At 45.8% G+C, this 12,302-nt stretch carries 9 protein-coding genes; all 9 read left to right on the top strand.

The genetic code is table 11. The features are described from left to right. Positions 1-146: 146 nt before the first annotated feature. The 9 genes from BTA30_RS20520 to pgmB all read left to right on the top strand — a co-directional run bounded on the left by BTA30_RS20520 (position 147) and on the right by pgmB (position 12,063). The gene (locus BTA30_RS20520; protein WP_076763615.1) at positions 147-1,097 is read left to right on the top strand and encodes a LacI family DNA-binding transcriptional regulator; all 951 of its coding nucleotides are present in this window, start codon (positions 147-149) and stop codon (positions 1,095-1,097) included. Between the two features lie 111 nt (positions 1,098-1,208). Next, positions 1,209-2,984 carry a glycoside hydrolase family 13 protein gene (locus BTA30_RS20515; RefSeq protein ID WP_076763621.1) on the top strand — a complete coding sequence of 592 codons (1,776 nt, stop codon included), beginning with the start codon at positions 1,209-1,211 and terminating at the stop codon, positions 2,982-2,984. A gap of 93 nt (positions 2,985-3,077) precedes the next feature. Continuing rightward, on the top strand, positions 3,078-4,331 hold the full coding sequence (locus BTA30_RS20510) for an extracellular solute-binding protein (protein WP_076763612.1): 1,254 nt from the start codon (positions 3,078-3,080) through the stop codon (positions 4,329-4,331). Positions 4,332-4,370: 39 nt separating this feature from the next. Beyond that, the gene (locus BTA30_RS20505; RefSeq protein ID WP_076763610.1) at positions 4,371-5,678 is read left to right on the top strand and encodes a carbohydrate ABC transporter permease; all 1,308 of its coding nucleotides are present in this window, start codon (positions 4,371-4,373) and stop codon (positions 5,676-5,678) included. Continuing rightward, complete coding sequence (locus BTA30_RS20500) at positions 5,679-6,530, top strand: sugar ABC transporter permease (RefSeq protein WP_076763607.1); 852 nt, start codon at positions 5,679-5,681, stop codon at positions 6,528-6,530. It begins immediately after the preceding gene. 3 nt (positions 6,531-6,533) lie between these two features. Then, a complete protein-coding gene (locus tag BTA30_RS20495; RefSeq protein ID WP_076763604.1) occupies positions 6,534-7,418 on the top strand; it encodes a DUF1189 domain-containing protein in 885 nt (294 codons plus the stop codon). Beyond that, positions 7,396-9,681 carry a glycoside hydrolase family 65 protein gene (locus BTA30_RS20490; protein ID WP_076763602.1) on the top strand — a complete coding sequence of 762 codons (2,286 nt, stop codon included), beginning with the start codon at positions 7,396-7,398 and terminating at the stop codon, positions 9,679-9,681. Before BTA30_RS20495 ends, BTA30_RS20490 begins: the two co-directional genes overlap by 23 nt. After that, positions 9,674-11,377: a glycoside hydrolase family 13 protein gene (locus BTA30_RS20485; RefSeq protein WP_076763600.1), complete on the top strand. Its 1,704-nt coding sequence runs from the start codon at positions 9,674-9,676 to the stop codon at positions 11,375-11,377. The genes BTA30_RS20490 and BTA30_RS20485 overlap by 8 nt, the downstream gene beginning before the upstream one ends. Continuing rightward, entirely contained in the window at positions 11,374-12,063 is a 690-nt protein-coding gene (gene pgmB, locus BTA30_RS20480) for a beta-phosphoglucomutase (protein ID WP_076763598.1), read from the top strand. Before BTA30_RS20485 ends, pgmB begins: the two co-directional genes overlap by 4 nt. Positions 12,064-12,302: the final 239 nt, after the last annotated feature.

Raw genomic sequence — 12,302 nt, 5'->3', positions numbered from 1 at the left:
TTTCCTTTAGGAAATCTGCTTTTTTATTTCCTCCCTTTTATAAAATCTCTTCGATTACATAATATAATGAATTTTAACAAATTGTTATCAGTTCCGAAAAACGGACCTGCTGACATTTTGAATAGCGCATGTAAGGCGGGGATAAAATGGCAACGTTATCAGATGTAGCAAAGAAAGCAAATGTTTCCAAAATGACGGTATCGCGGGTGATCAATCATCCTGAGACGGTGACGGATGAATTGAAAAAACTGGTCCATTCCGCGATGAAAGAGCTGAATTATATTCCTAACTATGCGGCAAGGGCGCTCGTTCAAAACAGAACACAGGTTGTAAAACTGCTGATACTTGAGGAAATGGATACGACAGAGCCATATTATATGAATCTGTTAACCGGAATCAGCCGGGAACTGGATCGCCATCATTATGCATTACAGCTTGTGACGAGAAAATCTCTCAATATCGGACAATGTGACGGTATTATTGCGACGGGGCTGAGAAGAGCGGATTTTGAAGGGGTGATTAAAGCTTTTGAAAAGCCGGTCGTCGTATTTGGACAAAATGAAATGGGCTATGATTTCATCGATGTCAATAATGAAAAAGGGACTTATATGGCAACTCGTCATGTCATTGGGCTGGGGATTCGGGATGTTGTCTTTTTTGGCATTGATCTGGACGAGCCTTTTGAATTGGCAAGGGAAAAAGGCTATATGAAGGCGATGAAAGGGAGCTTAGGCAAGCTGAATATGTTCCGGATGGCCAACAGTTCGAAAAAAAGTGAATGTCGTGCCAGGGAAGTGCTGGAGACCATGGAATACCCGGCGGCAGTCGTCTGCGCTTCCGATCGAATCGCTCTCGGCGTCATCCGGGCGGTGCAGTCGCTCGGCAAAAGCATTCCAGAGGATGTTGCGGTTACAGGATATGACGGCGTCTTTCTTGATCGCATCTCCTCGCCACGCTTGACAACGATCAGGCAGCCTGTGGTTGAAATGGGGGAAGCTTGTGCGAGAACCTTGCTGAAAAAAATTAATGAAGACGGCGCGTCTCAAGGCGACCAGTTTTTTGAGCCGGAGCTCATCGTGCGTGAATCGACGTTGTAAGAGCTTCAATCTGTTACCGTTAACAAGCTGAAAAGGATTGTTCCTGCGATTTTACCATGATAATTTCAAAATATGGCCGGTCAGCATACACCGGAATCAAAAGGAGGAGACATGATGGAATATGCAGCGATACATCATCAGCCTTTCAGCTCTGATGCTTATTCTTATGACGGGCGGACGGTGCATATCAAGATCCGCACGAAAAAAGGCGACGCCGATCAGGTTCGGCTCATATGGGGGGATCCCTATGAGCATGTTCCCGCAGAAGAAAGCAGCAGGTGGGCCGCACACGACATGCATATGAAAAAAATGGCCGAAACCGAAACGCATGATTATTGGTTTGCTGAAGTGGCGCCGCCATTTAGGCGTCTGCAATATGGTTTTGTTTTAACAGGCACAGATCATGAAGACATTTTTTTCGGAAGCTCAGGTGTCTGCCCCTATAACGAAAAAGCGTTGGAGACGATTCATGACTATTTTAAGTTTCCATTTGTTCATAAGGCGGATACGTTTCAAGCACCTGAATGGGTCAAATCAACGGTTTGGTATCAAATTTTTCCGGAGCGTTTTGCAAATGGCAGAGAAGACTTGTCTCCCGAAAATGCTTTGCCGTGGGGGAGCAAGGACCCAGAGGTTCATGATTTTTTCGGAGGGGATTTGCAAGGAATCATCGACAAACTTGATTATTTGCAAGATTTAGGGGTGGGCGGCATTTATTTAACGCCGATCTTTTCCGCGCCTTCCAATCATAAATACGACACATTGGATTATTACACCATTGATCCGCATTTTGGAGATCCGGAGCTCTTTCGTACATTGGTCAGCAGCCTTCATCAGCGGGGGATGAGAATCATGCTTGATGCCGTTTTTAATCATATCGGCAGCGCTTCGCCGCAGTGGCAGGATGTCTTAAAACATGGTGAACAATCCCGCTATAAAGACTGGTTCCATATTCATTCCTTTCCTGTTAAAGAAAACAATTATGATACATTTGCATTTACACGCGACATGCCAAAGTTAAACACGTCAAATCCTGAAGTGCAGACCTATTTGCTTGAGATTGCTTTATACTGGATCCGCGAATTTGACATTGACGGCTGGCGTTTGGATGTGGCTAATGAAGTGGATCATGCTTTTTGGAAGAAATTCAGGCAGGTCGTATCAGCTGAAAAGCCTGATGTTTATATTTTGGGGGAGATCTGGCATCGCGCCGATCCTTGGCTTAAAGGAGACGAATTTCATGCGGTCATGAATTATCCTTTCACAGAGCCGATGATTGAATATTTCGCGGACCGGACGATTTCAGCCTCGCAAATGGTCCACCGTTTAAACGCGCATTTGATGAATGGGATGCAGCAGGTCAATGAGGCGATGTTTAATTTACTTGACAGCCATGATACGCAGCGGCTTTTGACGAGGTGCCGCCAAGATGAGCAAAAAGCGCGCTCTTTGCTGGCATTTATGTTTGCCCAAACCGGATCTCCATGTATTTATTACGGCACGGAAATCGGGCTTGACGGCGGAAATGATCCATTATGCCGGAAATGCATGATTTGGGAAGAAGAGAAGCAAAATCAAGAGTTGCTCAAGTTTATGAAGCGGCTGATCGCTTTGCGCAAACAGGAACATGATGTATTGACTCACGGAAGCCTTGAGTGGAATCTGCTGGACGATCAAAGCGATTTGATCAGCTTCTCGCGGGCTGTCAGCGAAAAAAAGCTGATCTATTTCTTTAATCAGGGAAGCGAGGTCCGTCATGTCAGTTTGCGAGACTTGGATATTGAAAGCGATATGAAAATCTATGATGCGTGGACAGAAAAGGCGCTTCATCTTGCAGATGCGATTGCCGTCCATCCCGGTGAGTTTGTTGTTGTGGGGGCTTCGTGAATTCTGTTATCGGTAACAAGTTTGAAGCTATTGTTACCGCTTTCTGACGAGCATTACAATTGGTATAGATTCATGATAGAAGGGGGAAAAAAGATGGCACATTTAAAAAAAGGCATTGCACTATTTTTGGCGTTAGTCCTTACATTCGGCCTTGCCGCATGTTCAAGTTCAAAGGATGCGGCAAGCTCTGGCGGGAAAAAGGTGCTGACTGTATCAGTTGAAGAAACATATCGAAATTATGTTGAAAGCATTAAAGCAGATTTTGAAAAAGAGAATGATGTAACAGTAAAGATTGTTGAGAAGCCTATGTTCGATCAGTTGGAAGCGCTTCCCCTCGATGGTCCGGCAGGCAATGCGCCTGACGTCATGCTTGCTGCATACGACCGTATCGGCGGCTTGGGACAGCAAGGACATTTGCTTGAAATCGAACCGTCTGATACGAAAAGCTTCGGCGAAAAAGAAATGCAGCAGGTGACGGTTGACGGCAAAGTGTATGGGATTCCGCTTGTCATTGAAACACTTGTCTTATATTACAACAAAGACCTGGTGAAAACGCCGCCAAAAACATTTCAAGAGCTTGAAGATTTAACGAATGATCCGCGGTTTGCATTTGCTTCGGAAAAAGGAAAATCCACCGCCTTTTTGACAAAGTGGACTGATTTCTACATGTCATATGGTTTGTTGGCCGGCTACGGCGGATATGTATTCGGCGAAAATGGCAAGGATTCCAAAGACATCGGCCTCAACAACGAAGGGGCGGTAGAAGCGGTGGAATATGCGGGAAAATGGTTTAAAGAATATTGGCCAAAAGGCATGCAGGACAATTCAAGCGCTGATGATTTTATTCAGCAGACATTTATAGAAGGCAAAGCAGCGGCTGTCATCGGGGGGCCTTGGTCAGCTTCAAATTATAAAGAGGCCAATTTGGACTTCGGGGCGGTTAAAATACCGACATTGCCAAATGGAAAAGAATACGCTCCATTCGCCGGAGGCAAAGGCTGGGTTGCTTCAAAATATACAAAAGAACCCGAACTGGCTCAAAAATGGCTTGAATATGCAGCGAATGATCATAATGCCTACGTTTTTTATGATGAGACAAACGAAGTTCCGGCCAACTTGGCTGCAAGGGAGAAAGCTGATAAGCAAAACAGCGAGCTGACGTCTGCTGTCATTAAACAATATGAAACAGCGACACCGACTCCGAATATTCCGGAAATGGCTGAAGTGTGGACAGGAGCGGAAAGTTTGATTTTCGACGCCTCTTCAGGAAAAAAATCAGCACAGCAATCAGCGAATGATGCGGTAAAAGTTATCAAAGAAAATATTAAAGAAAAATATGTGAAATAAAACGGCGGGTTAGCGTCCGGAAGAATAGAGGGCGAAAAAATGAACAAAGACCAAACACTTGCAAAAGAAAGGCGTAAAGCAGGGCTTTTATCTATCATTCCAGGGGCTGGACAGATCGCGAATAACCAGTTTTCAAAGGGAATTTTGTTTCTGATCATCACAGCATTGTTTGCTTGTGAATTAGGTGTTTTCGGCATTGATGCGCTGTGCGGTTTGATTACGTTGGGGAGCGTTCCCGGAGAAGACCACTCGCTGTTTCTCCTGATAGAAGGCACTCTGCAATTGATTGTGACGCTGATATTCCTGATGTTCTACATTTTTAATATCCATGATGCACGAAAGATCGCAGAGATGAAAGCGGCTGGTTTGGAGACTAGTACGACGGCTGGGGACATGATCAGGAATGCGGGGGATAAAGGGTTTCCATATTTATTTACGCTGCCGGCATATATCATGATGGTGTTTGTGATTATTTTTCCGGTCTTGGTGACTCTGTTTGTCGCTTTTACAAACTATGATTTTTATCATATTCCGCCTAACAGTCTTATTGACTGGATCGGGTTTAAAAACTTCCTGAACATGTTTTTCCTCGGCTCCTATCGGGAAACATTTGCAGCTGTACTGGGCTGGACCATCATCTGGACGATCTGTGCGACAACGCTGCAAATTGTCCTTGGTATTGTGACGGCGCTTATCGTCAATCAGGATTTTATTAAAGGCAAGCGGATGTTTCGAATAATCTTTCTGCTTCCATGGGCTGTTCCGGCCTTTATTACGATTATGAGCTTTGCCAACATCTTCAACGACAGCGTAGGGGCCATGAACGCACAGGTCATTCCATTATTGAACCACCTGCCGTTTGTGGATCTGTCAGCAGTTCCGTGGAAGACCGATCCCTTTTGGACAAAGGCGGCCCTGATTATGATACAGACCTGGCTTGGCTTTCCATACATTTATGTGATGGTAACGGGTGTGCTTCAAGCGATTCCAGGCGAACTTTATGAAGCCGCAAAGATTGACGGGGCGACATTTATTCAGCGCTTTAAACATATCACATTGCCGATGATTTTATTTGCGACCGCACCTGTGATGATTACCCAGTATACGTTTAATTTCAACAACTTCTCGATCATCTACTTATTCAATGAGGGAGGACCGGGCAGTGTGGGAGCCGGTGCGGGGTCAACCGATATTTTAATTTCGTGGATCTATAAACTGACAACAGGCACATCACCGCAATATGCGGTTGCCGCTGCTGTTACGCTGTTAATTTCTTTCATTGTCATTGGAGTTTCCCTGATTGCTTTTAAGAAATCGAATGCCTTTGGCAATGAGGAGGTTATGTAGATGAGAGAGTTCTTCAAAGATGTGCGCACAACCAGGGTGCTTAACAAAATCTGGACCTATTTCTTTTTGGTGCTGTTAAGCATCGTGATCATCTATCCGCTATTGATTACGGCATCATCGGCATTTCGCGTGGGAAATGTAGCGGCTTTTAAGCTCGATTTTTCGGGTGACTGGACATTGGATCATTTTAGGCGGCTGTTTGCAGACACGCTTTATCTTACTTGGTATGGCAATACACTTGTGATCGCGATGTCGGTCATGGTATTCCAGGTTGCCATTGTAACGCTTGCCGGCTATACGTACAGCCGCTATCGGTTTGCAGGGAGAAAAAAGAGTTTGGTATTCTTTTTGATCATTCAAATGGTGCCGACGATGGCAGCATTGACCGCTTTTTATGTCTTGGCCATGCTGATCGGCGCTCTCGATCAATACTGGTTTTTAACAGCGATCTATATCGGCGGCGGAATTCCGATGAGCACATGGCTGATGAAAGGCTATTTTGATACGGTTCCGAGAGAAATCGATGAAGCAGCACGAATTGATGGAGCAGGACATCTGCGAATCTTCGCCTCGATTGTTCTGCCGCTTGTTAAACCGATGCTTGCGGTGCAGGCGCTTTGGGCGTTTATGGGACCATTCGGCGACTATTTGCTGGCGAAATTTTTGCTCCGTTCCCCGGAAAGGATGACCATCGCCGTTGGATTGCAGTCATTCATATCAAACCCGCAGCAGCAAAAAGTCGCACTGTTTGCAGCGGGAGCGATACTTGCAGCACTGCCGATATGTGTTTTATTCTTTTTTCTCCAAAAGAACTTTGTGTCCGGTCTGACAACCGGCGGAACGAAGGGATAGTCCATGAAGAACCGGCAAAATGAAAACTTCATCATCCGCTGCCTAAAAGCATCGGCATCTCCGTCAGGCGTCTGCCGCTACAGAGATACATTCAGCTGGCTGCAAATCTTTTTTCTATTTATTTTCTTGACGTCGTGCTTAGCGGCTCCGCTTGCTATTTCGTTCATGAAAATGGAGCGCTTCAATATCAGGTCTTTCATGCCGGCGGCCATTCAAGAGCTTGATCAAAGCTTTGCCGATCAATTAAAAGGCTACCAATTATCGAATGGAAAACTGACGGGATCGAAGGGGTTTGTTCGAGTTGAAGAAGGATCGACATTGCTGGCGGCCGATATGGAGTATGCGTTTCAAGCAGACGGTGAAAATGGACGGCTCAAGGTGAACGGCTATGCAAACGCGATCCTATTTCAGCCTGATCATCTGATCATCAGTGATCAAAATGGAACCGGGTTTTCTGTCCGTTATGTGAAAAGGGACGTCAAACTGAAAGAGATGACCGCTCATGATTTGGAAGCTTTTATCGGTGAAGCGTGGCTTGCTCAGTATAAGCCGATGATCATGATGCTGGCATTTTCGTTGATTTTCATCAGCCAGCTTTTCATGTCGGTCATGCTTGCGGGTGGCTTATGGATCACAAAAAAATCGAAAATGACCGGTATTGCATCATTCAAGGAAGCATCTGCAGCTGCGGTATGCGGATCGGCTGTTCCGGCATTTGCCGCAGCCGCGGCCGGTTTGATTTATTTTGATTTGATCACCGTGCTGTTGATCCATTCCTGCGGCGTCGTCTTGATGATTTCTTTTACATTTAGTCATTTGTCAAAAACCCGCCATCATAACGGGAAACTACAGTCAGGAGGAAACCATGACAAATCAGCGGCTATTTGAGATTGATGAATGGAAAATCAAAACCAATACATTTCAAAGGGAACATAAACGGCTTCAGGAAAGTCTGACTTCCTTGGCCAACGGCTATATGGGAATCAGGGGCAATTTTGAAGAAAGCTATACAGGCGACACCCACCAAGGCACATATATTGCAGGGGTGTGGTTTCCCGACAAAACGCGTGTCGGCTGGTGGAAAAACGGCTATCCGGAATACTTCGGCAAAGTGATCAATGCGATGAATTTTATCGGAATCGATGTATATTTAGATGGTGAAAAAGTCGACCTCAATCAAAACGAGATTGAATCATTTGATTTAGAACTAAATATGAAAGAAGGCATTCTGCGGCGAAGCGCTGTCGTCCGCATCCAGGATAAAATGGTCAGAATCGCATCTGAACGATTTCTCAGCCTTGACGTTGCACAGCTTTGCGCGATTCATTACGAAGCGGAGTGTCTGACTGATGAAGCTGTCATCACGCTCGTGCCTTATCTGGATGGAAATGTCGCGAATGAAGATGCCAACTATGAGGAACGGTTTTGGCAGGAAGAAGCGAAAGGAGCCGATTCCCACCAAGGCCATTTAGTGGAAAAGACAGTTGAAAATTCGTTTGGAACGCCGCGGTTTACCGTTTCTGCTGTAATGGCAAACATGACACAAGGCTTTGTCAGTGAAAGCTTTAAAACGGCCGGCATGTATGCGGAAAATCGCTACAGTTATGAAACGAAGCCGGGAATCAAAGCTTCTTTGCAAAAAATGATCATCGTAACGACTTCCCGGGACTTCGAGGAAACAGAGCTTTTAGTAAAGGGCAGGGAGCTTTTGGCGGATATTCTTCAGCAGGGCTATGAAGAAGCAAGACAGAGGCACATCGCCGAGTGGAAGGAAAGATGGGCAAAAGCCGACATTGAAATTCAAGGCGATGATGAACTTCAGCAAGGAATCCGCTACAACATCTTTCAATTGTTCTCTACGTACTACGGAGCTGATTCGCGCTTGAATATCGGGCCGAAAGGATTCACCGGCGAAAAATACGGAGGTGCCGCCTATTGGGATACTGAGGCATACGCTGTTCCGATGTATTTGGCAACGGCCGATCCGGAAGTGACGAAAAACCTGCTTTTGTATCGCTACCACCATTTGGAGGCTGCCAAACGAAACGCTGCCAAATTGGGGCTGAAGGGGGCTCTTTACCCGATGGTGACGTTCATAGGCGATGAATGCCACAATGAGTGGGAGATCACTTTTGAAGAAATTCACCGCAACGGCGCGATTTGCTATGCGATCTACAATTATATCAATTATACGGGCGACCGTGACTATATGAAAGAATACGGGATAGACGTTCTCGTAGAAATCAGCAGGTTTTGGGCCGACCGCGTTCATTTTTCCAAACGAAAAAATAAGTATATGATCCACGGCGTCACAGGGCCGAACGAATACGAAAACAATGTCAACAACAACTGGTATACCAATGTGATTGCGGCTTGGACACTTGAGTATACACTTGAAAATCTCGCAGGCCTTCCGGCAGAAAAACGCAGCCAGCTCGGTGTGCACAGGAATGAAATAGAGATGTGGAAGGATATTATCGACAGGATGTACTATCCGTACAGCGAAGAATTAAATATTTTCATCCAGCATGATACGTTCCTGGATAAAGAGCTGCAGACAGCGGACGAATTGGACCCAGATGAGCGGCCGCTTTACCAGAATTGGTCATGGGACAAAATTCTCCGTTCCAGCTTTATTAAGCAGGCCGATGTTCTGCAAGGCATTTATCTTTTTAATCACCGTTTTACATTAGAAGAAAAACGGCGCAATTTTGAATTTTATGAACCGATGACTGTTCATGAATCTAGCCTTTCGCCTTCTGTCCACGCGGTGCTGGCGGCTGAACTGAAAATGGAAAAGAAAGCGCTCGAATTATATAAGCGTACAGCCCGCCTTGATCTTGATAATTACAATCATGACACAGAAGAAGGGCTGCACATCACATCAATGACAGGAAGCTGGCTTGCCATCGTACAGGGCTTTGCAGGAATGCGCGTCGCCAATGAGACGCTGTCATTTGCTCCGTTTTTGCCGGAAGAATGGGATGGTTACTCGTTTAAAATCAATTATCGAAAACGTTTAATCAGCATTACGGTAACCGAAAAAAGCGCCGTCTTTGAACTTTTAAAAGGCGAGCCGCTGCACATGACGGTGTGCGGGGAACCAATTTTGCTGAATGGACGATATGAGAGGTGGACATCTAATGAGTGAATGGTGGAAAGAAGCCGTCGTTTATCAAATTTACCCGCGCAGTTTTTTTGATTCAAATGGCGATGGATTCGGTGATTTGCAAGGAATCATTCAAAAACTGGATTACATCAAGCGCCTCGGAGCAGATGTGATCTGGCTCTGTCCGGTGTTTGATTCTCCGCAGGATGACAACGGCTATGACATTTCCGACTATCGAAACATGTACGAAAAATTCGGGACAAATGAAGACATGTTTCAATTAATTGATGAGGTTCATCAACGGGGAATGAAAATCATCATGGATTTGGTTGTGAACCATACGTCAGATGAACATGCTTGGTTTGCCGAGAGCCGCAAATCGAAAGACAATCCTTACCGGGATTATTATTTCTGGAGAGATCCCGGGCCGGCCGGTTCAGAGCCTAATAATTGGGGATCGATCTTCTCAGGCCCGGCGTGGACGTTCGATGAACGGACAGGGCAGTATTATCTGCACTACTTTTCGAAAAAGCAGCCTGATTTGAATTGGGAAAATGAAGCGGTCCGCCGGGAAGTATATGATTTGATGACATTTTGGATGGACAAAGGCATTGACGGCTGGCGGATGGATGTGATCGGCTCCATTTCCAAGTTCGTCGATTTTCCGGACTACGAAGCAGATGACAGCCGCCGCTATATCGTCGGCCGCTATCATTCGAACGGCCCCCGCCTTCACGAATTTATCCAAGAGATGAACCGGGAAGTGCTGTCTCATTACGATTGCATGACGGTCGGAGAAGCGAACGGCTCTGATATTGAAGAGGCGAAAAAGTATACGGATGAAAGCAGACATGAGCTGAATATGATTTTTACATTTGAACATATGGATATTGATACGGAACAACATTCGCCAAATGGAAAATGGCAGGTCAAACCGTTTGATCTGATTGCATTAAAAAAGACGATGACAAGGTGGCAGACCGCATTAATGAATGTCGGCTGGAACACCCTTTATTTTGAAAATCATGATCAGCCAAGGGTGATTTCCCGCTGGGGCAATGACGGCGAGTTGCGAAAGCAGTGTGCCAAAGCATTTGCAACGGTTCTCCACGGTATGAAAGGAACCCCGTTCATCTACCAGGGAGAAGAAATCGGCATGACGAACAGTAATATCCCGCTGGAGAAGTATGATGATCTTGAAATCAAAAACGCCTATCGGGAACTGGTCGTTGAAAACAAAACGATGACAGAGGAAGCGTTTTTTAAAGCCGTGGCGAAAAAAGGACGGGATCACGCAAGAACGCCAATGCAATGGGATGACAAGAGGCACGCGGGATTCACGGAGGGAGAGCCTTGGCTTTCGGTCAATCCGCGCTTTCAGGAAATCAATGTAAAAGAGGCCCTCGATGATCAAGATTCGATTTTCTATTATTATCAGAAGCTCATTCAATTGCGCAAGCAGTACAAGGTTATCGTATACGGGGATTATCGGCTATTACTGGAGGGTGATCCGCAAATCTTTTCTTACATCCGCGAATATCAAGGGGAAAAGCTGTTAGTGGCCGTTAATTTGTCGGAAGAAAAGGCTCTGTTTGAAGCGCCTCCGGAACTGCTTGGTGAGCGGTGGAACGTGCTCATTTCCAACTATTCGCGCGATCAGGCTGACATCAAGAGCATCTGCCTTGAGCCCTATGAAGCGGTGATGTGCATCAGCGAATCAAGGAATAGCCAATCATGAAAGCCGTTATATTCGATTTAGATGGAGTGATTACAGATACGGCGGAATATCATTTTCTCGCTTGGAGGCGCTTAGCAGAACAATTGAATATTCCATTTGACCGGGATTTCAATGAGAGCCTGAAAGGAATCAGCAGGGAAGAATCGCTTGAAAAGATGTTGAACCATGGCGGGGCGGCAGAAAAATATACAAAAGCGGAGAAACAAAACCTGATGCTCCAAAAAAATCGGCATTATCAAAAGCTGATCCAAAACCTGACGCCGGCAAATCTTTTGCCGGGAATCAGCCGGCTTCTTTGTGAACTGAAAAGTGAAAAAATAAAACTCGCTTTAGCTTCGTCAAGCCGCAACGCCCCCGCCATTTTAGAACGATTGGGGGTCATAGATGATTTTCAAGCCATCGTTGATCCGGCCGTCCTTGTTAAAGGAAAGCCCGACCCTGAAATATTTTTAACCGCCGCAGCGCTGCTCAGCGTATCTCCGGCTGAATGTGCGGCGATAGAGGATGCTGAAGCAGGGATAGCCGCAATCAAATCTGCCGGAATGTTTGCAGTTGGAGTCGGTCATGAACGGTCAATGCATGCCGCTGATCTGATGGTCAAGGACACGCGTGAATTAACGTTTGATCTGCTGAATGAAGGATGGCACGCTGCCGGTGTTGAAGCTGAGATAGACAGAGGAAAATAAAGAGGGGCTGTGAAGAGGTTCAGCAGTCCGGAAACATTTCTGGCTCATACCGAAGACTGCCTTGAGATCCATCTCCCGCCAACAATAAATCGCCGGAAGCCATGACTGCGGTCAGCTGAATCCTCTCATCATTTTCCGCTGTTAACAAAACGGCTTTGTTGTCAGCTTTTTTCTTTAAAGCAAAGCGGCAGGTTATTGACCCCTTCATTTTTCTGTACAATGGGACTTGATCGAGCGCG

This window comes from Bacillus swezeyi (genome assembly GCF_001969815.1).
Lineage (GTDB): Bacteria > Bacillota > Bacilli > Bacillales > Bacillaceae > Bacillus > Bacillus swezeyi.
This window is presented reverse-complemented; position numbering and strand designations above follow the sequence as displayed.

What these genes read in the sequence shown, in the direction of transcription:
- BTA30_RS20485 (WP_076763600.1), top strand. Translation starts at nt 9,674, where the DNA reads ATGAGTGAATGGTGGAAAGAAGCCGTCGTTTATCAAATTTACCCGCGC.
- BTA30_RS20520 (WP_076763615.1), top strand. Translation starts at nt 147, where the DNA reads ATGGCAACGTTATCAGATGTAGCAAAGAAAGCAAATGTTTCCAAAATG.
- BTA30_RS20495 (WP_076763604.1), top strand. Translation starts at nt 6,534, where the DNA reads ATGAAGAACCGGCAAAATGAAAACTTCATCATCCGCTGCCTAAAAGCA.
- BTA30_RS20510 (WP_076763612.1), top strand. Translation starts at nt 3,078, where the DNA reads ATGGCACATTTAAAAAAAGGCATTGCACTATTTTTGGCGTTAGTCCTT.
- pgmB (WP_076763598.1), top strand. Translation starts at nt 11,374, where the DNA reads ATGAAAGCCGTTATATTCGATTTAGATGGAGTGATTACAGATACGGCG.
- BTA30_RS20500 (WP_076763607.1), top strand. Translation starts at nt 5,679, where the DNA reads ATGAGAGAGTTCTTCAAAGATGTGCGCACAACCAGGGTGCTTAACAAA.
- BTA30_RS20505 (WP_076763610.1), top strand. Translation starts at nt 4,371, where the DNA reads ATGAACAAAGACCAAACACTTGCAAAAGAAAGGCGTAAAGCAGGGCTT.
- BTA30_RS20515 (WP_076763621.1), top strand. Translation starts at nt 1,209, where the DNA reads ATGATGGAATATGCAGCGATACATCATCAGCCTTTCAGCTCTGATGCT.
- BTA30_RS20490 (WP_076763602.1), top strand. Translation starts at nt 7,396, where the DNA reads ATGACAAATCAGCGGCTATTTGAGATTGATGAATGGAAAATCAAAACC.